Consider the following 26,538-nt stretch of genomic DNA (forward strand, 5'->3'; position numbering starts at 1 on the left):
AACTAGTGATTGGCTGGGCGTGAATTTTCCATAATGGCTGGTTTTGCATCAATGAAATTGAAATATACTAGCAAAACAATGGAGACATAGAAAACAATTGTCACTTTAGAACGACAATTGTTGAAAAAATCGAAAAAGACAATTATTTTAAAGGGAATTGTGTTATATTGGGTGCGTATATCCAATTGTGGAAGAGAATTAGCAGTTTCGAAAGTTTATGAGATTAACAAAATAATATTATTGAACCTAAATAAAGACCCATAGAAGCGTGTTCAAGAGGGACCCTCACACCTCCTCTCGAACCGTTCCCTAACCAGCACTTAGGAAACACTTGCCTCGTATGAGTCCATCTTATTATATCACGTTTATGCAATGTTTTTTATTGAAAAAATTGTTAGGATGGAAAGTTTATGTTCGGAGAAGGGGGAAGTGAATTTGCAACATGTAATGGATCAGTTGTTGAAAAGAATAGAGTTTTGTGGATATTCAAGAAGAAATTTTGCTGAAAAAATCAAAGTAAGTCGTGAAACATTCAGGAGAGGACTTACTTGTGAATATGAAATGGATGTGGCAGTATTTTTTCAATCCATTGAGATTTTATTTGAGCATCCAACTGAAAAACGAAAAATCATAAGAGAATTTTTCAGTATGTGTGAAAGTATCTCTAACATTGAAGTGGCTTTAATATATTGTCAGGTTCAAGGTGAATATAATCTGATGCAACATTTAATAACAAAGCATGAAAATAAAACGAATTTAGGAATTTTCTTTAGCATATATAAACTTTTTAATAAGAGGAATAAAAATGAGTTAAAAGGACAGGCACTGCACGATGAATTGAACAAGAGGCGTTTTTCTTCGAATTCACATTGCCAGGTGATGGTAAATATACTGTATATGCTAGCATTAGCTGATAAGCCGAATAATAACGCCATTATTGAATATGTAGACGCTGTAGAAGAAAATTTTAAAAAAATAAAAAAAGGTCATATTAAAGATTATCTGAGTATGTTAGCAAATGAAAGAAAAGCATACATGTATCTTTGGAGAGTGCAACTTGATGAATGTAGGGAAACATGTTATAAAATAATTAACTCTTCCCTAGATATTCCAATTGTCAAAGCGACATCATTATGTTGCGTTGGTGAATCTTACCAGTTCGAGTCGCCGGTAATGTCTGAAAAGTTCCTAGAACAATCTATTAAAAAATTAGAAGAAGTTAATGTTCCTGTAAAAACTCAAAAGTATATAGCCTTTCAATCTACATTGGCGCATGTAAGGATAACTAACAATTTAAACATTGATAAGATTGATGTTACAGTAATTCATGAAAATGAACAGGCTAATTATGAATATAACTATGGTGATCGAGAGTTAGGAGTTTCAATGTTTGAAGAGATGAAAAGAAAAGGGTTTACTCCTTTTCAACGTCTTTCTTATTCAAAATGTATTGGTGATATGGAAGGAATTAAAAAAGCTCTACTCGAATTTGAATTAGCAGGATTAAGTTTTTATGGACAGTTATGTAAGGATATTTTAATGAACAAAGGGGAAGTGCTACAATGAAAAAGAATTTAATTGCACTTTTAATGTGCGTAGGGGTATTAGGATTCGGATTATTTGGAGAAGTTAATCAGATAGAAAAAACAAATCCAGTTCAGTATATGATGACTGATCCTGGCGGAAGTTAATATAGTTACCATAAAAAAGAAAGTCGTTACTTCGGTAGCGGCTTTCAGTGCGTTTAAGGGGTGACACAAATAAAATCACACGTCGCAAAACTGTGTCATCTGATTTTTGAGTAAAATGAAATAGGAGGAATTTTGATGTTAAACACTATAGGGGTAGATATTAAGAAGTTAGAGTTAGTTGAAAAAATCTTATTATTGGAGAAAGAAACAGAATGTGAAATGATCTTACAAGCAATTGTAGAATTAAAAAAAGAGATTGATGGCAAATGAGCTGTCAATCTCTTTTCCTATAATTTAGATGCTTGTTCTAAGATATTCTTTATCATGTTTAAAATAGTTTCTTGTTTGGGGCTATCAAACTTTTCGATTTTACCAGCCATTTCAAGCATTTCTTTTTTGATTTCGGAAGATTCATCCATTGTTAAATTTTTATGCTCTGAGCGTCCCAATAAATAATCAGCGGTAACACCAAAGACTTCTGTCATTTTGCTTAACACTTCATTACTTGGAGCATTATTTCCATTTTCGATTTCAGAGATGGAAGATTTTTTTAAACCTACTTTATCCCCTAACGCTTGCTGTGTTAACTTCATTTCTTTTCTAAGTGTTTTAACCCTAGTCCCTAACACGTTTATCCCTCCGTTATATAAAGAGCTCTCATACACATTGTAATATAAAAGTTCAGTCTAAACAAACATTTTTGTGGGTTTCTATAAAAAAAATAAAACAAAAAAGTTTACTTTTAATGAACTTATGTTATAATGAATTTGTAAGTGAGGTGATTAATGATGAATTTTAACAGTAAAAAACTTACCTTCATTCTTTCTGAACACGAAATCAGTCAAAATCAGTTATCACAAGAATTAGGTAAAGCAAAAGGAACAGTATCGGGATATGTCAATGGTACTATACAACCGCCTTTTTCTGTTATATGTAAGATGGCGGACGTATTAGGCGTAGGTGTTGATTATTTTAGAGACGACAGGAATGAATGAACTTTCGAGTTATTTTTTTAATTATTAGGTTCATTTAAAATGAACTTTATGAGGGGATATCAATGTATAAAAACCTATTTATCGCTCGAAAAGAGAATCGTATGACGCAAAAGGATGCTGGAAAGTTAGTAAACATATGCCAACAAACTTATTACTTAAAAGAAAATGGTAAGCGTGATTTTACCCTTAAAGAAGCAAAAGGACTTGCTAAACATTTTAAAACAACAGTCGACGAGTTGTTTGCAAAGTAACAAGAAAAAGGGGGAAGAAACACTTATGAAAAACGGTAAAAGACCAACCAAAAGAGAGAAAATACATATCAATTCATATAACTTAAATCCTGATAATTGGCTAATCTTTAAGAAAGTAGATGATGAATTACATTTAGTACATCGTCATACGAACTCAATACGAGTCATTCCAAGTGAATAGGGTGGACAAGCATTATATTAAATTCAAGGAGGTCTTCACATGAATGAATTAACAGTAGCAAGCGAACAATCGTTAAATAATAAGCTTGTATTTGAAAGCAATGGAGAGGTAGTGACTGATAGTTTAACAGTCGCGAACATGTTTGGTAAGCGACATGATAACGTTATGGCGGATATTAGAAATCAAATGGAATATGCAGGACAAGAATTTTCACTCCTAAATTTTAAGGAGTCAAATTATGAAAGTCGTGGGAAAAAGTATTCTAAGTTTGATTTAACGGAAGAAGCTTTCACACTAGTTGTTTTCGGATACAACACAAGAGAAGCAGTGCAAATAAAAATTCGATTTATACAAGAATTTAAACGTATGAAAGAATACATCAAAAAACAGCAACAAGTTCCTACAGATCCGATGAGCATTTTAAAACTTACTTTTGAAGCGTTAGAAGGGCAAAAACAAGAACTCCAGCATATCAAATCAGATGTCAAAGACTTACGAGAAAACGCTCCATTATTCGCAGTAGAATGTGATGAGATATCTAATGCAGTTAAGCGTCATGGCGTTACGCTATTAGGTGGTAAACAATCTAATGCGTACCAACATGCGGGAGTACGAGGTAAGGTTTACCGTGATATCTATAATCAGTTGTATCGTGAATTTGGAGTAACAAGTCATAAAGCAATCAAACGTGGTCATTTAGCATTAGCAACAAAGATTGTTGGAGAGTACACGTTGCCAATCGTGTTGAGCGAAACAATCAATGTAGTAAACGCTCAAATTAAGTTCTCTGAGATGTAGAGCAAGCCGAAAGGGGAAGATAACCATGATGGAAGAAAGTATTGTATCACTATGTATCATTAGGTTTAGCATCTGTGGGTTTGTACTTGCTGTTTATGCACTAGATAAACCAATTGAAGAATTTACAAAAGATGTGGAATGAATTTGAGGGGAGAAAGTGCTATGACGTTATCAGTTTTAAAGAAAGATGTAAAGAAAAAACAAATACTAGATGAATTCTTACAACATTGTGAAAAGAAACAAGTAGAAGCGATTCAAAAGAACGATCCATTTTTACTTTGCACTTGGATTAAAGAAGCACGATTGGCCCGAAAAGAGCTTATAGCGCTATATCGTGAGAAAGAAAAACATGATACCCAACTTGAACAGGATCGTAAAAGTATCTTAAGGATTGTAGCACATTTAAGAAGTAGAGGGATTGATGCTTCAGTTGTGGAGAGAACGCATTCTAGGACGCTTTTTTGAAATCAGTTACATGTGAAAAAGCCCTATAAAATAGGACTCCTTCTGTACATAAGTCATACTACTTGAATTGCACTGACATTCATCATAGCTAGTATATCAGATATATTCTGAATTATCTTCATGTAAATGCTTCCAAAAAGACAAAAAGACCTATAAGTAGGTCTTCTCATCGGCAATATCAGTCTAGAACAGTATACCTAACAGAAGTGAGTTAAGTAACCGGAATGCCCTTATAGTATAGCAAACTATTACAGTTAAAAACAAGAAAAGGAGATAAAAGAAAATGAAACCTGAAGAGTTGTTTAGAGAGAAAGAATATTTAGTGATCGCAGCGATTAAACAAAGATTTGGAAGTATCGCAAGAGCCACCCAAATTGCAGAAATGAACAACATGGAGTTGGATGATTTAATTCAAGTAGGTCGTATGCATTTATGGGTGTGTTGTGTGAAATATGATGCAGAGAGAATAGATACATTTAATGCGTACGTCATGAAAGGTATGAAATGGGCCATGAGCGATGAAATTCACATGAAAGGAGTGCCTTTTAAGGTAAGTAGAAAAGTGAGTCATGAGGAAAGGAATCAAATCAATATCCATTCAATTGATTTGCATCGAGATGAGGACTCAGTAAATGACTTTTATGCAGTTGCTCCTACTGATGTGGAAGAAGAAGTCATGTCATCCATTGAATTTGAAGAAGTAACAAGTGTGCTGGAAGAAAAAGAAAAGTCAATCATTCTGCACATCGGTGAGGGATATACCACAAGAGAAATTGCAATGAAATTTGAGATGGGGGAATCCACCGTGAACAAAAAGAAAAACAAAGCATTTCTAAAAATCAATCCCGATTATAAACCGATGAAACAAAAATCATTTTTTTTAGGAAAGCGATCATTAAAGGGAAACCACCAGTTAGGGCTGGTGATTTAATAAAAACGCATTTGTTGTTTAGCTTAACACATGTTGGGTAAGAGATGCAAAAAAAGACCTGTTTCAGCAGGTCAAAAGTTAGGGTATTTCGTGAAAGAATGCAACTTAATTATATTTTAACAGAAGAAATAAAATATAACAGATATAAAAGAAATAATATTCAAATTATTTTGTTGAGAAATATAGTATATCCTGCAATTCAGAGTATCTGGAGAAAAATGTTAGATAGAGAAGGGTGACGGGGATGAATACCAATGTAATAAAAGTCGCAAGAATAAACCTTCAAGGTAACACCTTAGATCAGGGGTGGTTTAAGTACCTTACTTTAGAAAACGGTAAGCCATATATGGTTGCCATTACAATACTTAGCGAGATTTTTTATTGGTATAAACCAACTGAAATAAAGGATGAAAGAACGAATGAAATCCAGTATAAACAAAAATTTAAAGCAGACAAACTTCAAAAAAGTTATCAACAATTAGCTGATTCATTTGGTTTTACCAAACGACAAGTATTAGAAGCTTGTAAATACTTAGTAAAAAGAGAACTAATCGCAATTGAATTTTGTACGATTATAGTTAACGGAACTAGGCATAACAATGTTATGTATGTGGAACCAATCGTGAAGAATATCGAAAAGATTTCTATTTTATACCAAGACCCTATCACATCAGAAAGTGACACCCTCCCACATTATAACGAGAGAGGCTCCCGCATTAAAACGGAGGAGGCTCCCACATTGGAACGTGGGACAAATACAAAGATTACTACAGAGAATACTACAAATAAAAAGACTTCTCGTCACAAGTTTGAAACTTGTGACATGGAACATGCTAAATTGCTATTTCAATTGATTTTAGAAACGAACCCAGATCATAAAGAACCAAGCTTTGAGAAGTGGGCCAATGAATTCCGTTTAATTCGCGAACGAGATAAGAAAACAAATCAACAAATTGTTTATTTAGTGGAATGGTCCCAGAATCATTCCTTCTGGAAAAAAAATATATTGTCACCTAGTAAGTTAAGAAAGCAATGGGACAGGCTGGTGATTGAAGCGAAAGAAGACCATGAGGTGAAGAAAAATGAGCAGATTCGCAAGCATAGCGGAAGTCATGGCAGATTTGCAAAAGAGGGCTATGAAAAACTGCCAGAACCAACAAGAAAATGGAGAGAACTTACTGACGAAGAACGGGCAGAATCACAAAAAGAATATGAAAATAACGTTGAATGGCTCGGAGAAGATGCTTGATGATACATGTCCATTATGTAGTGGAGTGGGAATGATCTTAGATGGATGGACAGGGAGAGTATGCGATTGCCAAAAGAAAAAATCTGAGGTGGCAAGATTAAAAAACGCAATGATACCAGAAGAATTTGAAGAAGCGCGTTTTAAAAACTATATTCGCCATACAGATATGCAAAAGAAGATGTTTAAAAACATGATGGAATACTTAAAAAAATTCAATGAAATTAGAAATACAACCCGCAATAGTTTTGGATATATCGCTACATATGGCGAGGCAAGATTAAAAGCTTTATCCATTGATGAACGGGTTAAAAAAATGAAGCTTCACAACAATTACGGATTAGGTAAAACACATCTACAAATAGCAGCTGCTAGATGGATCATACAAAAAATTCAAACTGTAAATAAAGACATTGTAAATGCACAGCCGAGAGGGTGCAGAGTGGTTTGTATAAGTGACGTCACATTTATGACAGAAATTATGTCAGCCAAGCGTGATGATAGAAAGGAGTACTTTGAAAAGCTCCATACAGTCGTAGAGTATGCGGATGTGTTGGTTTGGGATGATCTAGGTAAGAGCAAGCATACGGAATCCCGTGAAGAAATGTATTACGAAATCATTAATGAGCGTTATAAGCGGAAAGCACCGATTATTTTCAGCTCGAATGAGGATGAATATACCTTACCTGAAAAAATTGGTTTTGCAGCTGCTGATAGATTGCTAGGGATGGCAAAGGATTATTTGGTTGAAGTCGAGGGAGAAAGTTATAGACGGTAAAAAAGGAGAAATCAATCATTTTGTGGGAATGGGGTTAGGAACATGAAACAATTAACTTTTGAAGATATCGTAGGAAGCATGGATTATGCAGCACATAGCACGTCTGAACAATTTCTCTCCAACCAGTTAGTTACACCAACTTATGCAGTGGAGTTTTTCGATCGAGATGAAAAACAGAAGTTACGCTGGTTTGAAGTAAATACAGAGATTGAAGCAAAAGAAAAAGCGGAAAAAACATACGGGAGAATTCAAATTATTAAAGTATATGTGTCCAATCGAACGTTGAAAGAAATTATGGAGCTGGACTAAGGGTGTTTTTCATCAAGAGAGCTCTTATATGCAAAGGAGAACGGATGTAAATGAAAAGAGAAATAGATATAAAAACTAAGGGAATCTACATTGTGGAGGATGGGAAAATCATCTTTGTAGAACCACCAGAAAGCGGCTATGGACAACAAGTTTTACATTGGGTAAATGGAAAGTTGTCTCATACACAAACAACGATTACAAAGAAGTTTAAATAAAATCATGCGATTCGAAGGGAATGCTGTAATTAAAAGCTCTACTCTCAAAAGGTTGAGAGTAGAGACAGTGGATGCAGCTACTGAGTGCACGGGATGGTGAACATCAGCAACTACATAATAGCATGAGTATTCAGAAAAAACATCGAGTAAATATTTCCGGTTTTACAAATGATAGTCAATCGGAATCAAATAAAATTTGAATTTTGTAGAAAATGAAAAGATACCCTAACTATGGCAAGAGAATCATAGCTAAGGTATCTAATCGTGATATGCATATCGGGGCATTTGTTGAATGAATGGAAGTTTATCCAACATATTTATAATACCATGAAATTTCTGACAATAAACCTGGTAAAACTGTCCAAAAAATACTTCGGAAACTTATTTTATCTAAGGTGCAAGTTTATTAGAAAACTAAACAAAATAGTTATTTAAACGGAAAAAGAGCGCCCGGGAAAGCGCTCTTTGACTAAGACTCATATCATATTGAGAAGTGAAAATGTGACAGCAATATATCTTATGTATGTTTTGAGTACATGTGCAAGTTTAAAACAAAATCTTTATTTGGAAATGAATAAAGAACATACAAAATGTATGCTCTTTTAATGAGATGACAGCCCACAATGCCCAAATTGTAAGCTTAGTACATGTGTACTTACATTAATATATACATTTTCCCGTGAAAGGTGAAAAAGAAATGTTGAACAAAATCGTTATTTGAGTAGAGAGGTGGAGCAAGATGATAAAAGTGATTCAAGCAGATAATTTCGATGAACAGTTAATTCGCTACAATAAGCTGATGGAAGAGAATGAGGATTACAAGAAAGCTACAAAGGACCTTACATTCCCTGTTGGGAAAAAGTTGGAGCTATGTATCGAAGTAACAGATGAGTTTTATAGTCATAATTTACAAAACTTGTTGAGAGGTAATTTGGAGGGTGCTGAATTACTCGGATTTAAGGTGAACGAGATTGTTTTGTATCCAGAAGCGCGGAAGAAAAGTGAAGTGAAACACATCTTAAATAAAGTAATCCAAGATATTGATAACTATAGATTGTAATAATAACGCCATTTTAGTAGAAGACACTCAAAAAGGACCTGATATTGGGGTACAGGTCCTTTTAATGAAGACACTAAACAAATAGGGAATTACCAATAGATTACCATAATAGATTGTTAATTTCCAGTTGTTGAGTGTTGAGAAAGATTTTTATAAAAATTTCATTTTGCACAACAAAACAGCTAGCGTAATTAGGCCCTACAAGTTAGTATGCGTAACTTTAAGTTACAGTTATAGTGTAAACCAGATTGGAAATGTTATGTGGGAGTGAAAGCAATAAAAATTTCATTTTGCAGAAAGACAAGAAGCTTCATTTAAAGAACTTGAGCATAGTTTTATCAAGAATCCACTTTCCTCCAATTTGTTTAGCAGGTAATTTGCCAGCAACGCACATGTTTTTTACTGTTTGAGAGGAACGTCCTAAAATTTTAGCAGCTTCCTCCACACCTATGATGTTTTTAAGTGAAGTATTACTATTTTCCTCGGGGATTATATTTATATAAGGTTCTAAAAAAGTTTCACCAGGTGCCAAAATCCAAACTGAAGGCCATTTACTATCAAATCCAGGAAGAGACTTTAAAGCTACTGTGGCAGATTCTAATGTTTTATGATAACTGAGTATAGAAGTATATTTTCCAACCAACATGTAAAAATCAGTATTGTTGGTGAAAATCTTTTGTTGTTTAAAGTTGTTCATTATTGAATCCTCTTTTTTCAGTAGCGAATTGTATTTCTTATGTACGTTAAGTTGGCATTATTGGTTAAAATAACCAAAATTGAGCAGGTTAGTAAAGACTAACCTGCTCAACCCTGAAGGTGACTTACATATCAGGAATCTCCTAAGAAAGAGATGTTTAAAATATATTCGAAATTAAATTATTTATTCTTAAATAGAAAGAAAAAATGGTTAATTAAACCAAAAAACAGATAGCAAAAGCTATCTGTTTAAACAAAAGGGTGACCGAAATAACAAAAAAAAGATCGATTGAAGGAGGTATTTACAGTATGTACATGAATCAGCTTTTTATACCAGGGAGTCATGGAGGTTGTGGTTATGAATACCAAATATTGAACGGTGATTTTGCTGATTGATCATGAAAATATAGATAGGTAGAAATTAAGGAGTTGAGAATGAAAAACAAACCTGTTTCGGGAAGACGTTTGTGGGCTACTGAAGGAGTTGGAAATATAAATTATTATATATGACCGTAGTGAATTTAGCAGCGATAGATGATTGTGTGAATAATGTGTTGCACAGGGATTTAATAATTTGAAATCCGAACAAAATAATCCTTTGGTAGGGAAAAGAAATTTATAAAATAGGTACAATTCACGTTTAGATTATTTTTGAATGTAATAGGTATCAAAAGGAATAAAACGCTCCAAAATGGAAATGAGAGATGTTTGCATGAAAGGGATGAGAGGAATGGCAAATGCAAAGAAAAAGAAAATAAGAAAAGCTATCGCTCGTCGTGCGGTAGCCGTTGATAAATACCAAGTTAACAAAGCTTGGAGAAACATCTTTGTGCAGGCTGGTATTATCAAATAAATGAAAACAGAATACAGTCCGGCTAGAAAACTAGAGGACACCAATTCATTAAAGCAGCGATATGGCTGTTTTAGGAATAGGTGTCCTTTTTATTTTGAAAAGGGAGATGAGGAGAATGAAAGTACTAAAGGATCAATTGCGTGAATGGGAAAAGCAATCGAATCAAGTGAAAAAGAAGAAAAAACCAAAAGAGAATCTAAACACTTGTGACATTGAAAATTTAATGGGAGTTCATGGAACACGTTATGAACGTAGACGTGGTGCATTAAGACAAAAATAATAAAAATGGAGGAATGTAATATGGATAAACAATTAACATTTAAAATGCCTGTTTTAGATGAAGAAGAGACAAAAAATGAAGTTGAAAAAGTATTTGAGGAGTATCGTATGTATTTATCTAAAATGCCAAGTGATATTCTACCTAAAGTAACCGCATCATATTCAATTGTTCCTCCATCTGTAACGAATGAATTCAATAGTTCTACAGAAAATATAGCGATTGAAAGGTTGCAATATGAAATGGCCAGAGAGAAATGTATGAATTGGGTTCATAGAGCTGTTAACAGGTTGCCAAAAAGAGAAAGAAAAATCATATATATGTATTATATGGAGGAAGAGAAGGGGTACGATCCAGACATAATGGATGAAGTGAAATTAGGTAAAACAAAGTATTATAAGTTAAAAGGACGAGCTATACTACGTCTAGCATTCAATTTAAAAAAAGAGGTATATCAAAAAACGCGAAGACAAAAAGAGGTGCCAAGCGTATGAATCTCGTTCAACCAATAAGAGATAAAGAAATGATTCAAGAGCTCAAAGAATATTTTAAGGAACAGAATGAGCGCAATTACATTCTGTTCCTTCTTGGGATTAATACGGGATTACGTATTTCGGATATCTTACGTTTACGAGTACGTGATGTAGAAGGATGGAGTATATTTATTCGTGAAAAGAAAACCAAAAAGGTGAAAGAGGTAAAGATGCCTTCTGATTTAAAGAAAGCATTGAGGGAATATGCGAAAGGGAAACCTAAGAACGAGTTTCTTATTAAAAGTAGAAATGGTAAGAATAAACCTATTACTAGATCAATGGCATATGTAATTTTGAATCAAGCGGCCCTAAAATTCGGACTGGAACGAATTGGGACCCATTCACTAAGGAAGACATATGGATACCATCACTACAAACAATTTAAAGATGTAGTTGTTTTGCAACGAATGTTAAATCATACGGATCAAAAAGAAACATTAAGATATATAGGGATTGAACAAGATACATTAAATGATTATCAAAAGAAATTTAAAATCTAAACACTTCTTTTTGTAGCTATTTTTGAATTATCTACAAAAGAAAAGTGTCAAATTCATTTGTAAGAAGTATAGAAAAGCTTGATAGCTCTAAGGAAAAACGAGATGGTTTAATTCAACACAATCTAGATTATAGCTAATTCATTTTCAAAGATTAAGGACCATATCTAATCAAAACTATGCGAAAAGAGGCTGAAAAGCGATGATAAAAAGTACAAGAAGTATAGATGGATTAAATGGCGGTTCAGTAATGTATGATGAAGTGGAGCAGAATCTACGAGAGACGTTGGGAAGTTGCGCTGAAGCAAGACAAACATTTTTTTCTCCAATTATTAATGGTGCAGGGGATGACATTCAATTAATAGGAGGTATTGATTTTAGCTCTGGTGAAGATTGGTCATCTAAGGTTAGAGTAAGAAACCCGAGACTGTTAAATAAAGAGAAAAATAGAAAATAAAAAACGCGAACTATTCGCGGACAATTTGCGAACTATTTACGGACACGTTTTGGTTTTTAACATGTTATATTTGTATTGTGAGAAGTGGCGGAAAACACAACTCACTATGTTGTTTCTAAATTTCTAAACGGTTCGTAATGACGGCACATAAAATCCGAAACCAGCAGATGGTACTGATTGAATGATACCGTTATTGAGGAGAGCTTTTGCTCTTCTTCCAGTTACTTAATAATGCAGGAGTAGATGAATGTAGCAACATTAGGTAACTGGGAAAAGAATAAAACTTCACGTACCGCAATAGAAAGACAAATTAATAATCGAGAGAAAAGCATCCATTTGGGTGCTTTTTATTTTTGAGGAGGATGAATGATGGAAGGTAAAACATTAGTATTTAAACCTGTAAAGCAATGCAAGCTTAATCCGAATAAAATCCAAACATTAGATGATGTAATTGCTATCTTAAAAAGGGTATCGATATATACGAATAGTGAAGAAACATTAGAAGGTATTGAACATCTAATTGAAAAGGATGATGAATAATGGATAAAGAAAACTTAGGTCTCATTGAACAAACCATTCTTATTAATAAAAGAAGAGAAATTTATAAAGAACTTATAAAGCTTGCTCATTTAATAAGAGATAAGAAACATGACATTAAATTGATGGCAGGAATGTTCCGTTGTGAGGGGCAGAGTGTGGTGGAAGATTTTCTGATTGATGTTATAACATCAAATGAACTGCCTTCGGATATTGTTTTATCGGAGGAAACAGAACAGTACTTATTAACAAAAGGAATTGAAGAGTTATTGAAGACGACTCGTGAAATCGATGCGGAAAAGTTAGCTGAAAGAATTCATGAATCGGTGATTGCAAGAGGAGTGAAAGCGAATGGATTTCAATAAGCTCGAAAAAGCAATGATTGTCGGAATAATTCTTAAAGCTCTTCGCAGTAAGAAGAAAATAAAACAGTATGTGGGTTTAGAGCGGTTACCAGATTTAATTAAAGTGTTAGATGAATTGCAAGAGAGTACAACATTTGAAGATAGAGAAGAAGCTTTAACAAGTCTAATCGATAAGTTGATTGATGATTTGTTAGAGGAAGGTAAGAGGTGATGTAATGAATTGGTTAGACTTCCTTATAGGTTGTTGTGTAGGTTCTTCATTTGGGATTATATTTTGTTCTGTACAAGATATTAGATCGGTAGATAGGAAAGGAATGAAAGCGGACGGACATGTAATTTATAGATGTTTACTTTGTAAAACTGAACGTAAGTTAAAAGTCCATAAAAAAGATTATTGCGAAGTAAAGGTTTGTCCGAATTGCCTTGGAGTTTCTGTAGACGTTTTTAAAATCGCTAAGTACAAACAAGTTGGTGAGAAATAACGATGGATAAAGAACATCTTATTCAATTAATAAAAGAAGATAAGCTGATGAAGTTCTACAAATCTAAAGAATGGAGAGCTTTACGATTAAAAGCAATTGAGCGAGCTAAGAATGAATGTGAGCATTGCAAACAGGAAGGAAAGGTAACGACACGAGATACACTTGATAAACGCGGGCGTAAGACGAAGATGGATGTGAACCATATCAAACCGGTTAAGACTCATCCGCATCTTGCGTTAGAATTAGATAACCTTGAATACATTTGTGTACGTCACCATAACATTGCTGATGGTAAGGACAAGATGATTAGCAATAGTGAACCTAAGTTCATGAATGAGGAACGGTGGTAGCTATGATAATTGTGGATGGTAGTTGGACATTCGATACTGACTTAATGATTCAATACGCTGAGAAGGACGAGCGCACGTCATATGAGCGTGACATGCTTAATCAGTTCCGAAAGTATTCTTACTGGTGTTACTGCCAAATAAGAGACTGTGTGAACCCAAGAAAGTGCAAACGACTTACACTTAATGATGTTAGAGAAAGATTGCGAGAAGAAGAGAATTTAATATTTACGACAGACATTCTAAAGATTTCTAGTGAAGAAGTCTTTTTTATTTTGGATTTTATTGAAACATACTTTGAATTAGTTTCTTAAACACCCCCCCGGTCAAAAAGTTTGGCTTTTAGTAGGAGGACCATTCAACGGGGGGAGGAGAGCGGTAAAAACATATTTTGATTTTTTTATGGAATGGGGGGTACCTATGAGGAAACTAGCGAAAAAAATGCAAATCAAGGAAGATTTATTACAACAATTGGGAATCGTAGAAATGGACAATGCGGTATACATGGATCTTGTTGATAAATACATGGCAATGTGGGATGCAGCAAAAGCATTAGAAAGAGAATGGAAAAAGGAAAGAATGGTTTCATGGGACAACGGTGGTGGACAAAGAGGGTCGAAGCCTAACCCTGCCGGAAAAGAATATCGTGAGACGATTAAAAGTATGACAGAGCTGCTTAAGAAAATGGGCTTGGAAAGTGTACCAAGGGAAGAGGGTGGTGAAGAAGATGTATAACTATCATCCATACATTGATGATTATATGAGAATGGTGGAACAGGGAGAAATAGAGGCTTGTAAAGAGCAAAAACAACTCATGGAATTTTTACGTTGGAAGCTAGAGCAACCAGGTGTTGTGATTGATGCAGAAGCGATTGAAAATTCAGTGCGTGTTCCAGAAAAGTATTTTCCATTCGAATTATTTACATGGCAAAGGTTTTGTAATGCATTTATTTATGGCGTCAAATATGAAAATGGTTCGTTACTGTTTAATCGGTTTTTTATGTTACTGGGGCGTGGAGCTGGAAAGAACGGTTATATTGCTTATAACTGTTTTCATATGATGACGGGACATCATGGGATACGAAATTATGATATAGATATTGTAGCAACATCAGAAAAACAAGCGAAAACGTCGTTTGAAGATGTCTACAATGTGTTAGATCATCCGGCGTTTTCTAAGAAGATGAAAAAGATATTTTATAAATCGAAGATGCTCATTCAACATCGGAAAACGAAATCCAAGTTAGAATTTAATACATCAAATGCTCGAACAAAAGATGGTAAGCGTAGCGGTGTCGTCATTTTCGATGAAATTCATGAATATGAGAATTATGATAGTGTGAAAGTTTTTACATCGGGATTAGGAAAGAAAAAAGACCCAAGAACATTTTATATTACAACAGATGGAAGGGTACGTGGTGGTGTATTAGATGATTTAAAAGAAGAAGCGCAAAAAGTGCTGAATAAAGAACTCCCACAATCAACACTATTTCCTTTTATTTTTAAATTGGATCATGAATCAGAAGTAGATAATGAGGAAATGTGGGAGAAAGCAAACCCATCTTACCCGTATAACGAAAATTTACAGCATGAGATGAAACAGGAATATCATGATATGCAGCATAACAGTTCTTTTCGCATGGAATTCATGACAAAGCGCATGAACCTTCCAGTGGAAGATGTGTTAAAAGAGGTGGCAACCTATGAAGATCGTTTAGCGACAGATCAGCCATTTCCTGAAAATGCGAAGGGAATAGAATGTATGGGCGCTGTAGATTTTGCACAAATCAGAGACTTTTGTTCAGTAGGCATTCTATTTAAAAAAGGTGGGAAGCGGTATTGGCTACAGCATACCTTTATGCATCATACAGCACCCCAGTTACAAGATATCAATCGGGATATTCTTGCGCTTGCGATGGAAAAAGGGTTACTGACGGTTGTGTATGATGCATCCATTAGCGCAGAGCATGTATTAAATTGGTTTGTCATGATGAATAAGAAATATCGTATTAAAAAAGTTAGCATGGATTTATATCGATCTTCTATTTTAAAAGAAGTATTGGAAGAGGCAGGATTTGAAGTTGAAATTGTCCGTCGTGGTCCAGCAACCCATAGTAAATTAGCTCCACTGGTAGAAGAAATATTTATTAAACGTACCATTGTCTTTGGAGATGATCCATTGATGCGCTGGTATGTAGGAAATGTTTATAAAGAAGAGAAAATGAACGGCAATATTGAATATAAAAAGGTTGATAAAGAGAAGCGGAAAACGGATGGTTTTTTCGCTTTTTTACATGCGCTAAATTGCGATAGTGAATTAAAAGAGTCAAGTACGTTAACGAAAGAAAATATCAAAAAATTATTCAAAGTATTTAGCGTATAGTAGGTGGTGAGAATATGGGATTACGAGAATGGATACGAGGTTTTTTTGGAAGTAACAAGGCCCTTACGTTAGATTCATGCTGTTATGAGTTAGGAATTGATTATTTCTATAAAAGACTAGCTGTAGAAAGTTGTATTGATTTAATTGCGAACGCAGTAACAAGGTGTGAATTTCAAACCTTTGAAAAAGGGAAAGAAAAACGTGGTGAAAACCATTATTTGCTCAATGTACAGCCTAATCAAAATCAAAATGCATCAGAATTTATGCATAGCTTAGTTAATCATTTAATGATGGACAATGAGTGCGTAGTGATCATGCAAGATAAACAATTGTATATAGCTGATTCTTTTAACACTACTAAGTTTGCATTAAAAGAAAACATATATACTGACATAACAATTGAAGACTTTACTTTTGAAAAATCATTTCATGAATCAGAAGTATTTCACTTTAAATTAAACGATCGTAATATCATGCAAGTTATAGAGGGCATGTACGGTAGTTTTGGGAAATTGCTTGCGTCATCCATTGATTATTATAAAAGAAAAAACAATATACGTCTGTTAATTAAGGGAGAATTTATCAGACCACAGGATGAAGCAACGCAAGAAGCGATTAATGACATGTTTGAAAATCAATTAAAGAGTTGGTTTAACGCTGATAAAGTGGGTTCCGCTTTTCAATTGCAAGAGGGTTATGTTTTCGAAGATATGAGCGATAGTAAAAATGGTGTCGCCAATACTAGTACAAGTCGTGATATTAGCGACTTAATCCATGACATATTTAGTTATGTAGCAACGGCTTTTCATGTACCTATCGGCATTTTAAAAGGCGATGTGGCTGATATTGAAAAACAGATGGATTCATTTCTAGCATTCTGTATCAATCCAATTGCTGAATTGATACAAGATGAATGTAATCGAAAGATGTATACAAAAGAAGAGTATTTAAAAAGAACATATTTAAAAATGGATACAACCAAGATAAAAGTTGTAGATATCACGAAAATGGCAACCGCAATGGATAAATTATTTGCGATTGGTGGTCTAACAATGAATGACGTCATCATGATGCTTGGAAAAGAGCCGATTGATGAAGAATGGGCAGATAGACGACATGTAACGAAAAACTATCAAGAAGCTGATTCACTAGGAGGAGGTGAAAAGAATGAGACATTATAAAAATGAAAAATATAATCACCTAGCTCATGTGCAACATGCATTTAGAGCCGAAGCAAAAGCGGATTCGCTGGACATAACGATTTATGGTGATATTGGTGAATCATGGTGGAGTGACTCCACATCGGCGGTTGATATTGAAAAAACATTAAAAGCTACTTCCGCAAATGTTATTCATATCAATCTGAATAGTCCTGGTGGGGATGTATTTGATGGGATTGCAATTTATAACCAACTAAAAAACCACTCGGCAAAAGTTATCATTACCGTAGATGGATTGGCAGCGAGTGCCGCATCTATTATTGCGATGGCAGCAGATGAATTAATTATGAATACAGGTTCTATGTTAATGATTCATGAGGCTTCCACGTGGACTTGGGGAACCAAGCTAGACATTCGTAAAACATTGAATGCTCTTGAAGGAATTGACAAGTCGCTTGCGGATATTTATATGACTCGTTATGAAGGGGAACGTTCAGAAATTGAGACGATGATCGCGAATGAAACATGGTTTACCGCAAATGAAGCAGTAGAATTTGGATTGGCTCACAAGGTAAATGAACATGTGGAAAATAATGAATTGATAGATCCAGAGGAGTTTAAAAATAATATTCTACAAAAATTTCGAAATAAAAATAAACAGAATGAACCAGCAGTAGCAAGTGCAAATCAAAATATACTTAATAAATTTAAGCGCGCGTAAAGCAGTGCTTTTTTTATTGTCTTACAAACAGGAGGGAATAAGATGACTATTAGAAATTTAGATCGTCCAGTAATCGAAAATAAAGATCTACAGATTATTAATGTGCAAGAAGCACTTGAAACAGGAGATGCACAGGTAGTAGCAGCACGTATCGTTGCAAATATGGAAAATAACATGCAGCATTTCCAAGGTATGATGAATGATGTAATCAGTGAAGCACAACAAGCGAAAAATGAAAATTGGGATGCACAAGTATTGGCTTCCCGTGGTGTACGTATTTTAACAAATGACGAAAAAAAATTCTACAATGCAGCAATTGAGGTGAATTCATTTAATGAAACGCATAAATTAATGCCACCGACTATTTTTGAGCGTGTTTTTGAAGAGTTAGAAAAAGAACATCCATTATTATCCCTTGTTAACTTCCAAACAGTAGGGGCAACTACGCAATGGATTGTAAGAAAAGAAGGGGCGGCTTCAGCGTATTGGGGCGATGTATGTGATGAAATTAAAGAAATGATTGATGAAGGATTTACAACAATTGATCAAGGAATGTACAAACTGAGTGGATTTTTAGTTGTATGTAAAGCGATGTTCGAATTAGGTCCAGAATGGTTAGATAAATATGTCCGTACATTTATGAAAGAAGTTGTAGCTGAAGAATTAGAAAGAGTTATTGTTATGGGCACAGGAAAAAAACAACCAATAGGTATGATTAAAGATGTAAAAGGTGCTGTGAAAGACGGTATTTATCCAGATAAAAAGAAAGTAGTTTTAAAAGATTTTACACCCGCAACAATCGGTAAGGAAATTTTGGCACCTACAACGAAAGGTGGTGCGAAACGTTATACAGGAGTTACCCTAATCATGAATCCATTAGACTACGCAACAAAATTCTTCCCAATTGGTGCGAAGCGTAAAGACGATGGAACTTGGACATATGATAACTTCGGTGTACCAGGTTTAACGATTGTTCAATCACCGGCTGTGCCATTAAACACCATGATTTCTGGAAAACCGAAGGATTACTTTATGGGGGTTGGATCAAAACAAGAATTAGTATCAGATGACACAATTCGCTTAATCCAAGATCAACGTTTATACCTCATTCGTCAGCTTGCAAATGGTCGTCCATTAGATCATGATTCATTCACTGTGTTTGATATTACAGCGCTTGAACCGAAAGAAGGAACTACAACTCCCTAACCCATCCTCTCCTGTTGAAGAGAGGAACTATTCAGCATTAACGAAGGTAGAAATTCAATCTTTATTAGATCAAAGTAGCATTGAATACAAGTCTAATGCAACTAAGTCCGAGCTAATCACTTTATTAGAAGGTGATGCGAATGGATGAGCTTTTGAATGAATTAAAGGATGTTCTTAAAATCACCTGGAATGAAGAGGATGCTAGTTTAATAAAACTTTTGGATAAAGGAAAAGCGTATTTGTCTAGTTTAACAAATGCGTCTTTTGATTTTTTAAAAGAGTTAACACCGAAAGATTTACTGTTAGAAAGGTGTCGGTATGTCTATAACAATGCAGGTGATGAGTTTGAAAAAAATTATAAAAATGAATTATCCAGGCTTATTTTAGATGTGGCTTTAGGAAAAGTTGGTGTAATCAATGGTTCTAAAATCGTATAGAGAAACCTTAAATGACGGATTTCTACAATACGGATATAAAAAAACAGAGCGTTCAGAAGAGGGAAAAAGAATAGGTGAGAAGTTTCATGAAGAAGGTAAGCTTGCCTATAAAGTGATGTCTTTGCGGGACAGTGATTACAAAATGGTGGGCGTTTTAACAACGGGATTAGATTTAAAAGTTAAAACACTGTATCCACCTTCCTTTAGAAAGATAAATAAAAATAAACTTAAGGTATTAATGGATGGAATCGAATATGACGTGATTAAAGCGGATCATGATTCTAACAAACAATACCTTTTCTTTTATTTGCAGCAGGCGGTGAAATCTCGTGAATGAAAAATCTAAAAAGCTTATGAAGGAGCAGAGAAGTGGCATTAAAAAAGCCCTTGAAGACGGATTTAAGCTTTTAGTTGTTGAGGATGAACTAGCAGAAGATGAGGAATCGCAGTTAACAGAAGAGGGATACAATTGTTTTATTTTGGAATATGGTGAGTTTCAACCATCTTCAAATGAGCGTACAATTTCTCAAAGTATATATGTTAGTTATTTTTCGGAAAATCAATCGAATTTAGATGAGCAGGTCATTGATATTATTTCATGGATTGGTAAAGTGAAAATGGTATCTTTTGTCGGCACGAAAAGCGAGCGTCTTCAAGTGAAAGATACAGATCGTTATATCGATCGTGTTGTTTTTACGTTTAAGAGGGTGATTCCGATTGAATGCATTTAATCTTGATTATACAGCGATAGAAAGACTCGAAGAGAAGATGCGACAGTTACCAAACAAGATGGAACCTGTTATAAACAAAATTCTTCATACAGATGGTGTCCAAATTGCAACAGAAGAGATTACAAAGCTTATTCGAGTATCTCGTTCTAAATGGAGCGTTCAAAATAAAGTACATGCCAAACATAGTAACTGGTCAAAAAGTGAAGAAATGAATTTAGGATTTAAGATAAAAGCTAGGGGTGGAGCAGCTAATAAGAAAGGTTCGTTTGGATATTTAGTCTTTCCTAACGAAGGAAGAGGCCCACATAATCCATTAGAACAACGATTTGCAGAACGTGGGATTATGAATGCGAAACCAAAAATTGTAGAGAAGCTACATGAAGGTGTAGATAAAGTATTGAAGGAGGAATTGTAAAATGGTCAAAATGATTGAAGAATTTGATGCAATGGAGATCAAAAATGCAAGTATTCAATTTAAGAAAAAAGGGACGCAAGAACCGGGGACAAAATTCGGATGTGTAGGGACGATTGAAGGAGAGCCAGAAAACATGGAAAGGAAGAAAGTATGTGGTGGAACGACTCTTAAAAAGAAGACAAAGACCACTGAAATTAAGGTCAATGTCTCAGCGCATATTCCCGTGCAAGTAGCAAGAGATTATTTTGGATTGCGTAATGAAAAATTAAAACAGGGTGTATGGTCGTATGGCACAGAATCCAAAGGGTATGACTTTGTTTTTACGGCGGATGTAATTGATGAATATGAAGACATTGTAAAAATGATTGCCTTTCCAAATTGCTCAAATTCTACAGGATTTAAATTTTCAATTGCAAGTGGCGAAGAAGAGCTCGCTATGTTGGAATTAGAGTTCACAGCATTACCAGATAAACAAAATCAATTCTATTATGAGGCGTTCGTGGATGAGCTACAAGACACAACGATAGCCGATAAATGGCATACACAGTTCACTCCAGAACTTGTGTCGGCAACATCTATTATTCCTTAAACCCTAGTATTGAATGTTTTTTTGTATGGAAATAAATGAATTGAGAATGGGGGACATAGAAGATGAAAGTTCAAAAAGTAACATTAAAAGATGAGGAATTTGTAAAGGTAAATGGGGAGTATGAACAGCGATTTGTCAATGATCAGGATTATCCAGCGTTTTTGACAAATTATGCTTTGAAGAAGGGGCAAGAAGAAGGACTTATTCATAGTTCGATTATTGCTGATATCGTAAAGTTTCAAGCTTTAGATGGGCTAAGAAAAGAGGATAATAAAGACTTATCAGCATTAGAACAAATTGATCAAACGAGTATTCATAAAGTAGTTTATATGGCATTTAAAGGAGCAAATCCTAAAGAGAAGTTAACATTTGATGATTTCTTAAAGAAGTATCATGATTCATTAGCAGAATCTATGCAGTTATATACCCAGCTTGTTGTTGATGTAATCAGTCAAGATCCAAATCAATTTGCCATAGCGTTACAAAAAAGTACAAATAGCGGCGGTAACGGTGAAAAAAAGTAAAAAACCCAAACATTAAAATCGAATGTGTGGAAGATAAATACGTTTTGTATTGCCTAGTCTCTGGAATAGATCCAGAGACTTTTTGGCATGAGCCAATTTCGTCTGTTGAGCGTATTTACGCAGGGATTACAGCGTTTGAATCATGGCGTAACAATCCTAAGTAAAGGTAGGTGAGAAAATGGCGAGAAATAATTCAGAAGTTGAAGTTATATTTAAAGCGCAAAATAACGAATTTAATGAATCTATAAAGGGTATGAATCAGGAGACCAAAAAACTCCGGCAAGAAATGAAGTTACAAGAAGAGCAGATGAAGTTAAATGCTACGGATTCAGAAAAATTACAAGCAAAGCTTCAAAATCTTTCTGGGCAATATGCAGTTGTACAAAAGGCAACACAAGCAACAGCTGAACATTTACAACGTGCTAAAGAATTGTACGGGGAAAATTCAACTGTTGTAGCAAAGCTGGAATCAAAATTACGAAGTCAGCAAATAACAGAACAACAGTTAGCAAATAGTATTAAACAGACTTCTGAAAGTTTAGAACAGGCGAGAGATGCTGAACAGGAAAGATCAAGTGAGACAGCGAAAGCGGCTCAAAAACTAAAAGAATTAAAAGAACAGGAAGAGAAGTTGCGATCTTCTCTTTCCAAGCTGAATGCTCAATACGAGTTGCAAAAAGCAACACTGGGTGAGAATGCGTCAGAAACAGAGAAGTTACGTTTAAAAATAGATAATCTTGGGGAGCAACATACTGTTGCAGCTAGTAAAGTACAAAACTATCAGAAACAGTTAGATCAAGCCAAACAGAAGTATGGCGAAAACGCTAGTGAAATCCAAAGATATGAAACACAGCTTATACAAGCTAGGACAGCAGAACAGCAGTTGCAGAATCAATTAAGTGCAACGAATAGAAGTTTGCAAGAACAAGAAAATGCAACGAAGCAATTAAAAACGTTCTTTGATGCTACTGAAACGAGCGTAGATTATTTTGCAAATGCATTAGGGAATAATCTCACAAACGCAATACGAAGTGGTACAGCGACAGCTAGGCAGTTAGAACAAGCAATTCATATCATTGGTCGTGAAGCGTTAGGTTCAGAAGCTGATATTGAAAAGTTACAACGTGCGCTTCGTTCTGTTGATGATGGTAATTCAATACAACAAGTTCGAAATGATTTGAGAGACCTTTCACGAGAAGCTGAAAGAGCAGGTAAAAGTTTTAAAGAATTAGATATTGGTTTAGAAAATATGTTAGGTGGAGCGATGGCGGTTGGTGGTATTCAAGGGACAATTGAAAAAGCACTTGATACTTCTAAATTAAAAACCAAAATTGATGTAACGTTTGAAGTTCCGCCTTCTTCAAAGAAATCCGTTGAACAAGCCGTTCGAGGAATTGAAGCTTATGGCGTTGATGTGGAGGAAGCACTTGAAGGAACAAGAAGACAGTGGGCTTTAAATAAAAATGTGAGCGACGAAGCGAATACAGCTATTGTAAAAGGTGCATCAGCTATAGCAACTTCTTATGCAGGTATAGACTTTACCGAATTAATTCAAGAAACAAATGAAATCGGTAATGAATTAGGAGTAACTAATGATAGTGCTTTAGCTTTAACAAACGCTTTATTAAAAATTGGATTCCCACCTGAGCAATTAGATATTATTGCTGAATACGGTGGACAACTAACAAGAGCTGGGTATACAGCAGAAGAAGTGCAAGCTATTATGGCAGCCGGTGTTGAAACTGGTACTTGGAATATTGATAACCTGTTAGACGGTTTGAAAGAAGGGCGTATTCGAGTAGCTGAATTTGGTAATGAAGTTCCTAAAGCTCTCAAAGATTTACTTGAAGGAACAAAGATTTCTGCTGACCAAATGCAGAAATGGGGTAAAGCTGTAGCTGAAGGTGGTAAAGGCGGTTCACAAGCTATGGTGGAAATCGCACAAGCTTTAGATGGTGTAGACGATGCAACAAAGAAAAATCTAATCGGTGCTCAAATATTCGGGACAATGTATGAAGATCAAGGGCAAAATATTATTAACACTTTACTAGGTGCTAAAGATAAAGTTATTGATCTAAATGTAAGTCAAGAACAACTCAACGAAATGATTAAGAAAATGGATGATAGCCCCGCGGTTAAATTTAAAAAGGCTATGAACGACTTAAAAATGGCGCTTGAGCCTGTTTTGGGAGTAATTGCTGATGTAATTAGTGCTTTTGCGAGCTTTGTTTCAAAACATCCAGCATTAGCAGCAGCTATAACGACAATTGTAACCGCACTTGGAATCCTTGTTGGAGCTGGTATGGCTTTAGGGCCTGTGTTTATTACGTTAGCCAGTTATGCTACATATGCTGGGTTAAGTGTAGGGGCGGTTGCCGCAACATTCTTCTCCGCTACCGCAATTATTATTGGGGTAACCGCCGCAATTGTTGGATTGGTTGTTGGGATAAAACATCTTTGGGAAAACAACGAAGGATTTAGAAATAGCATTACTAACGTAATTGAAAGCGTTCAGAATTTTGGTCACGTATTATCTTCACTAGGTAAATATCTATTCTATACGGCTGTTGATGGGGATTATTTAAATGATTGGATTACTCATTTACCGAAAGGGTTTCAAGATGCAGCTGAAATTATAGGGCTGGCAGTCAGTAAAATACGTGAAGCGTGCCTGCATCTTTTTGATGCTGTGAAAGCTGTTTTTTCGGGGGATTTTAGCCAATTAGGTGAAATCTTTAAGATGATTGGTCCTAGTATAGCAGGTGCAATTGTTGGTGGGATTCCCGGTGTTCTTATCTCTGTATCTCGTTATTTACCAGCAATTGCAGAATATTTGAATGCAAACTCGGGTATTATTCTTGAAGATATTACAAACATTTTCACTAACATAGCCAATGTCGTAACAACAGCATTACCGCAATTCCTTGAAGCTGGATCACAAATGATTTCAAGTCTTGTGAATGGGTTAGTGGTAGCGGCTCCAATTATCCTTGAAGCCGTAGTTGGGATTATAAATACAATTTCACAGATGATTGCTACCTATCTCCCTATGATTGTTCAAACTGGAATTCAAATTATACAGACGTTGATTTCTGGAATTGTACAAGTCTTACCTACACTTATAGAGACAGGACTTCAATTAATCTTGACCTTAATAAATGGAATTATGCAGATGATTCCGCAATTAATCCCGATAGCTGTAACCATTATTCAAACAATTATTAATGGAATTATGTCTTTCTTACCGCAGTTAATTGAAATGGGAATAAATTTGTTGGTGTCTTTGATAACAGGTATTACGCAAGCACTACCAATGATTGCGTTAGCAATCATTACAGTTGTTACTACTCTAATTGAAGCAATCACAGCAAATTTACCTATGATTCTTGAAGCTGGCGTTAAAGTTTTAACTAGCTTAATAGATGGAATCATTAAAATGCTTCCGCAACTTATTGATTTAGCAATAAATCTTATAACAAAAGTGGCGGATACATTACTAGCAAACTTACCTAAAATAATTGAATCGGGTATAAAGATTCTAATGGCCATTATCGATGGGATTGTACAAGTGTTACCACAGCTTATTAATGCAGCATTAGATTTAATTTTTAAAATAGCATCCACATTAATTGCGAACCTGCCGAAAATACTTGAAGCAGGCGTAAAAATCTTACTTATGCTGATTGCAGGTATCGTAAAAGTTATACCAGAATTAATTGCGGCAGCATTAAAGCTTATTATTATTTTAGCAGGGGAACTCATTAAGAATTTACCGAAGATACTTGAAGCTGGTGTTCAACTGATTTGGGCTTTAATAAAAGGTATTGTCAGTATGGTTGGACAATTGGGCTCTACAATCGTGACAGATATTGTACCGAAGATTATTGATACATTAAAGAAGATTGATTTATTCAAGATAGGTAAAGATATCATAAGTGGATTGATAGACGGTCTAGGTAGTATGGCTGGTAAAGTGTTAGATAAGGTAAAATCCATTGGCAGCAGCATTTTTGACGGTTTTACTGGATTCTTCGATATCCATAGTCCATCTCGAAAAATGAGAGATCAGGTTGGTAAACAAATTGGTGCTGGGCTTGTCGTTGGAATGAAGAGCATGAAGTCTTCTATACAAAGTGCTTCTGAAAATTTAGCTAATTGGGCAGAGCCTGATATAAACGCTATAGATGTATACGGGAAAAATAAACAGGAAACCATTTCTTCGCATCTTGCGGCATTAGCGACACGAACATCTCAACCGATTGTTCAACAAGTTGATAGTGGACCTGTAGAGGTGAATTTTTACAACACAATTCAAAATGAACGTGATATTGATCGTATGTTTGAAAAAGCAAATGATTGGTTTGCTGAGCGTGGACGTAACGTGAAAATAGGGGTAGGGAGGAATTAA

The 26,538-nt window shown here is 35.0% G+C and carries 40 protein-coding genes and 1 pseudogene; 39 read left to right on the forward strand and 2 right to left on the reverse strand.

Annotation, left to right across the window (positions count from 1 at the left end; all coding sequences use genetic code 11):
• Nucleotides 1-33: 33 nt before the first annotated feature.
• The 4 genes and pseudogenes from I6L50_RS35660 to I6L50_RS34740 all read left to right on the forward strand — a co-directional run bounded on the left by I6L50_RS35660 (nt 34) and on the right by I6L50_RS34740 (nt 1,961).
• Nucleotides 34-264, forward strand: a pseudogene (locus I6L50_RS35660) (hypothetical protein).
• 171 nt (nt 265-435) lie between these two features.
• Entirely contained in the window at nt 436-1,566 is a 1,131-nt protein-coding gene (locus I6L50_RS08050; protein ID WP_257475358.1) for an AimR family lysis-lysogeny pheromone receptor, read from the forward strand.
• A complete protein-coding gene (locus tag I6L50_RS34735) occupies nt 1,563-1,691 on the forward strand; it encodes a hypothetical protein (protein WP_021727904.1) in 129 nt (42 codons plus the stop codon). The genes I6L50_RS08050 and I6L50_RS34735 overlap by 4 nt, the downstream gene beginning before the upstream one ends.
• A gap of 135 nt (nt 1,692-1,826) precedes the next feature.
• Nucleotides 1,827-1,961 (forward strand): hypothetical protein, encoded by a 135-nt coding sequence (locus I6L50_RS34740; RefSeq protein WP_257475359.1) that lies wholly within the window; start codon nt 1,827-1,829, stop codon nt 1,959-1,961.
• A 17-nt stretch (nt 1,962-1,978) separates the two neighbouring features.
• On the opposite strand, the gene I6L50_RS08055 is transcribed toward I6L50_RS34740, so the two are convergent.
• Complete coding sequence (locus I6L50_RS08055; RefSeq protein WP_219301061.1) at nt 1,979-2,320, reverse strand: helix-turn-helix domain-containing protein; 342 nt, start codon at nt 2,318-2,320, stop codon at nt 1,979-1,981.
• A gap of 159 nt (nt 2,321-2,479) precedes the next feature.
• Between I6L50_RS08055 and I6L50_RS08060 the strand changes: the two genes are divergently transcribed.
• The 11 genes from I6L50_RS08060 (at nt 2,480) to I6L50_RS08110 (ending at nt 8,920) form a co-directional block, all read left to right on the forward strand.
• On the forward strand, nt 2,480-2,686 hold the full coding sequence (locus tag I6L50_RS08060) for a helix-turn-helix domain-containing protein (RefSeq protein WP_170972690.1): 207 nt from the start codon (nt 2,480-2,482) through the stop codon (nt 2,684-2,686).
• Nucleotides 2,687-2,748: 62 nt separating this feature from the next.
• Nucleotides 2,749-2,937 (forward strand): helix-turn-helix transcriptional regulator, encoded by a 189-nt coding sequence (locus tag I6L50_RS08065; protein WP_214933380.1) that lies wholly within the window; start codon nt 2,749-2,751, stop codon nt 2,935-2,937.
• A gap of 25 nt (nt 2,938-2,962) precedes the next feature.
• Entirely contained in the window at nt 2,963-3,118 is a 156-nt protein-coding gene (locus I6L50_RS08070; protein ID WP_172805393.1) for a DUF6906 family protein, read from the forward strand.
• 39 nt (nt 3,119-3,157) lie between these two features.
• Nucleotides 3,158-3,916, forward strand: coding sequence for an ORF6C domain-containing protein (locus I6L50_RS08075; protein ID WP_219301062.1), 759 nt, complete (start codon nt 3,158-3,160; stop codon nt 3,914-3,916).
• 162 nt (nt 3,917-4,078) lie between these two features.
• Nucleotides 4,079-4,381, forward strand: a complete 303-nt coding sequence (locus tag I6L50_RS08080; RefSeq protein WP_219301063.1) for a hypothetical protein — start codon at nt 4,079-4,081, stop codon at nt 4,379-4,381.
• A gap of 283 nt (nt 4,382-4,664) precedes the next feature.
• Nucleotides 4,665-5,312 carry a sigma-70 family RNA polymerase sigma factor gene (locus tag I6L50_RS08085; protein ID WP_219301064.1) on the forward strand — a complete coding sequence of 216 codons (648 nt, stop codon included), beginning with the start codon at nt 4,665-4,667 and terminating at the stop codon, nt 5,310-5,312.
• Between the two features lie 244 nt (nt 5,313-5,556).
• Nucleotides 5,557-6,561 carry a DNA replication protein DnaD gene (locus I6L50_RS08090; RefSeq protein ID WP_219301065.1) on the forward strand — a complete coding sequence of 335 codons (1,005 nt, stop codon included), beginning with the start codon at nt 5,557-5,559 and terminating at the stop codon, nt 6,559-6,561.
• The gene (locus I6L50_RS08095; RefSeq protein WP_219301066.1) at nt 6,524-7,336 is read left to right on the forward strand and encodes a DnaA ATPase domain-containing protein; all 813 of its coding nucleotides are present in this window, start codon (nt 6,524-6,526) and stop codon (nt 7,334-7,336) included. The genes I6L50_RS08090 and I6L50_RS08095 overlap by 38 nt, the downstream gene beginning before the upstream one ends.
• Before the next feature lie 42 nt (nt 7,337-7,378).
• Nucleotides 7,379-7,645: a hypothetical protein gene (locus I6L50_RS08100; protein ID WP_214933368.1), complete on the forward strand. Its 267-nt coding sequence runs from the start codon at nt 7,379-7,381 to the stop codon at nt 7,643-7,645.
• Between the two features lie 50 nt (nt 7,646-7,695).
• Nucleotides 7,696-7,860: a DUF3954 domain-containing protein gene (locus tag I6L50_RS08105; protein WP_098398615.1), complete on the forward strand. Its 165-nt coding sequence runs from the start codon at nt 7,696-7,698 to the stop codon at nt 7,858-7,860.
• Between the two features lie 739 nt (nt 7,861-8,599).
• A complete protein-coding gene (locus I6L50_RS08110) occupies nt 8,600-8,920 on the forward strand; it encodes a hypothetical protein (protein ID WP_219300953.1) in 321 nt (106 codons plus the stop codon).
• A 310-nt stretch (nt 8,921-9,230) separates the two neighbouring features.
• Here the strand turns inward: I6L50_RS08110 and I6L50_RS08115 are convergent, their stop codons facing one another.
• Entirely contained in the window at nt 9,231-9,617 is a 387-nt protein-coding gene (locus I6L50_RS08115; protein ID WP_219301067.1) for a helix-turn-helix domain-containing protein, read from the reverse strand.
• A 729-nt stretch (nt 9,618-10,346) separates the two neighbouring features.
• Here I6L50_RS08115 and I6L50_RS08120 point away from each other — a divergent pair.
• The 24 genes from I6L50_RS08120 to I6L50_RS08235 all read left to right on the forward strand — a co-directional run bounded on the left by I6L50_RS08120 (nt 10,347) and on the right by I6L50_RS08235 (nt 26,538).
• On the forward strand, nt 10,347-10,469 hold the full coding sequence (locus tag I6L50_RS08120) for a DUF3983 domain-containing protein (RefSeq protein WP_234881328.1): 123 nt from the start codon (nt 10,347-10,349) through the stop codon (nt 10,467-10,469).
• 115 nt (nt 10,470-10,584) lie between these two features.
• Complete coding sequence (locus I6L50_RS08125) at nt 10,585-10,749, forward strand: hypothetical protein (RefSeq protein WP_219301068.1); 165 nt, start codon at nt 10,585-10,587, stop codon at nt 10,747-10,749.
• Nucleotides 10,750-10,769: 20 nt separating this feature from the next.
• Nucleotides 10,770-11,240 (forward strand): ArpU family phage packaging/lysis transcriptional regulator, encoded by a 471-nt coding sequence (locus I6L50_RS08130; RefSeq protein ID WP_219301069.1) that lies wholly within the window; start codon nt 10,770-10,772, stop codon nt 11,238-11,240.
• The gene (locus tag I6L50_RS08135; protein ID WP_002192968.1) at nt 11,237-11,779 is read left to right on the forward strand and encodes a tyrosine-type recombinase/integrase; all 543 of its coding nucleotides are present in this window, start codon (nt 11,237-11,239) and stop codon (nt 11,777-11,779) included. Before I6L50_RS08130 ends, I6L50_RS08135 begins: the two co-directional genes overlap by 4 nt.
• Nucleotides 11,780-11,978: 199 nt before the next feature.
• Entirely contained in the window at nt 11,979-12,233 is a 255-nt protein-coding gene (locus I6L50_RS08140) for a hypothetical protein (RefSeq protein ID WP_219300958.1), read from the forward strand.
• Between the two features lie 369 nt (nt 12,234-12,602).
• Nucleotides 12,603-12,773 carry a hypothetical protein gene (locus I6L50_RS08145; protein ID WP_219300959.1) on the forward strand — a complete coding sequence of 57 codons (171 nt, stop codon included), beginning with the start codon at nt 12,603-12,605 and terminating at the stop codon, nt 12,771-12,773.
• A complete protein-coding gene (locus tag I6L50_RS08150) occupies nt 12,773-13,135 on the forward strand; it encodes a hypothetical protein (protein ID WP_219300960.1) in 363 nt (120 codons plus the stop codon). Before I6L50_RS08145 ends, I6L50_RS08150 begins: the two co-directional genes overlap by 1 nt.
• A complete protein-coding gene (locus I6L50_RS08155; protein ID WP_219300961.1) occupies nt 13,122-13,346 on the forward strand; it encodes a hypothetical protein in 225 nt (74 codons plus the stop codon). The genes I6L50_RS08150 and I6L50_RS08155 overlap by 14 nt, the downstream gene beginning before the upstream one ends.
• A 4-nt stretch (nt 13,347-13,350) precedes the next feature.
• Nucleotides 13,351-13,617 carry a hypothetical protein gene (locus I6L50_RS08160; RefSeq protein WP_219300962.1) on the forward strand — a complete coding sequence of 89 codons (267 nt, stop codon included), beginning with the start codon at nt 13,351-13,353 and terminating at the stop codon, nt 13,615-13,617.
• Nucleotides 13,618-13,619: 2 nt separating this feature from the next.
• Nucleotides 13,620-13,967: an HNH endonuclease gene (locus I6L50_RS08165; protein WP_088068584.1), complete on the forward strand. Its 348-nt coding sequence runs from the start codon at nt 13,620-13,622 to the stop codon at nt 13,965-13,967.
• Nucleotides 13,968-13,969: 2 nt separating this feature from the next.
• On the forward strand, nt 13,970-14,278 hold the full coding sequence (locus I6L50_RS08170) for a hypothetical protein (protein ID WP_219300963.1): 309 nt from the start codon (nt 13,970-13,972) through the stop codon (nt 14,276-14,278).
• A gap of 106 nt (nt 14,279-14,384) precedes the next feature.
• Complete coding sequence (locus I6L50_RS08175) at nt 14,385-14,699, forward strand: hypothetical protein (RefSeq protein WP_219300964.1); 315 nt, start codon at nt 14,385-14,387, stop codon at nt 14,697-14,699.
• Nucleotides 14,692-16,347 (forward strand): terminase TerL endonuclease subunit, encoded by a 1,656-nt coding sequence (locus tag I6L50_RS08180; protein WP_219300965.1) that lies wholly within the window; start codon nt 14,692-14,694, stop codon nt 16,345-16,347. Before I6L50_RS08175 ends, I6L50_RS08180 begins: the two co-directional genes overlap by 8 nt.
• 14 nt (nt 16,348-16,361) lie before the next feature.
• Nucleotides 16,362-17,528: a phage portal protein gene (locus I6L50_RS08185; RefSeq protein ID WP_219300966.1), complete on the forward strand. Its 1,167-nt coding sequence runs from the start codon at nt 16,362-16,364 to the stop codon at nt 17,526-17,528.
• Nucleotides 17,515-18,228 (forward strand): head maturation protease, ClpP-related, encoded by a 714-nt coding sequence (locus I6L50_RS08190; protein WP_219300967.1) that lies wholly within the window; start codon nt 17,515-17,517, stop codon nt 18,226-18,228. The genes I6L50_RS08185 and I6L50_RS08190 overlap by 14 nt, the downstream gene beginning before the upstream one ends.
• A gap of 42 nt (nt 18,229-18,270) precedes the next feature.
• Complete coding sequence (locus I6L50_RS08195; RefSeq protein WP_219301070.1) at nt 18,271-19,434, forward strand: phage major capsid protein; 1,164 nt, start codon at nt 18,271-18,273, stop codon at nt 19,432-19,434.
• Entirely contained in the window at nt 19,403-19,582 is a 180-nt protein-coding gene (locus tag I6L50_RS08200; RefSeq protein WP_219301071.1) for a hypothetical protein, read from the forward strand. Before I6L50_RS08195 ends, I6L50_RS08200 begins: the two co-directional genes overlap by 32 nt.
• Complete coding sequence (locus I6L50_RS08205) at nt 19,575-19,871, forward strand: hypothetical protein (RefSeq protein WP_219301072.1); 297 nt, start codon at nt 19,575-19,577, stop codon at nt 19,869-19,871. Before I6L50_RS08200 ends, I6L50_RS08205 begins: the two co-directional genes overlap by 8 nt.
• Nucleotides 19,852-20,208, forward strand: coding sequence for a phage head closure protein (locus tag I6L50_RS08210; protein ID WP_075717512.1), 357 nt, complete (start codon nt 19,852-19,854; stop codon nt 20,206-20,208). Before I6L50_RS08205 ends, I6L50_RS08210 begins: the two co-directional genes overlap by 20 nt.
• Nucleotides 20,201-20,602, forward strand: a complete 402-nt coding sequence (locus I6L50_RS08215; RefSeq protein WP_257475360.1) for a hypothetical protein — start codon at nt 20,201-20,203, stop codon at nt 20,600-20,602. Before I6L50_RS08210 ends, I6L50_RS08215 begins: the two co-directional genes overlap by 8 nt.
• Nucleotides 20,589-21,017 (forward strand): hypothetical protein, encoded by a 429-nt coding sequence (locus tag I6L50_RS08220; protein WP_257475361.1) that lies wholly within the window; start codon nt 20,589-20,591, stop codon nt 21,015-21,017. The genes I6L50_RS08215 and I6L50_RS08220 overlap by 14 nt, the downstream gene beginning before the upstream one ends.
• A 1-nt stretch (nt 21,018) precedes the next feature.
• Nucleotides 21,019-21,606 carry a phage tail protein gene (locus I6L50_RS08225; protein ID WP_219301073.1) on the forward strand — a complete coding sequence of 196 codons (588 nt, stop codon included), beginning with the start codon at nt 21,019-21,021 and terminating at the stop codon, nt 21,604-21,606.
• 62 nt (nt 21,607-21,668) lie between these two features.
• Nucleotides 21,669-22,130: a hypothetical protein gene (locus I6L50_RS08230; protein ID WP_219301074.1), complete on the forward strand. Its 462-nt coding sequence runs from the start codon at nt 21,669-21,671 to the stop codon at nt 22,128-22,130.
• 178 nt (nt 22,131-22,308) lie between these two features.
• Nucleotides 22,309-26,538: a hypothetical protein gene (locus I6L50_RS08235; RefSeq protein WP_219301075.1), complete on the forward strand. Its 4,230-nt coding sequence runs from the start codon at nt 22,309-22,311 to the stop codon at nt 26,536-26,538.

It is taken from the genome of Bacillus sp. FDAARGOS_1420 (assembly GCF_019344915.1).
Classification (GTDB): domain Bacteria; phylum Bacillota; class Bacilli; order Bacillales; family Bacillaceae_G; genus Bacillus_A; species Bacillus_A mycoides.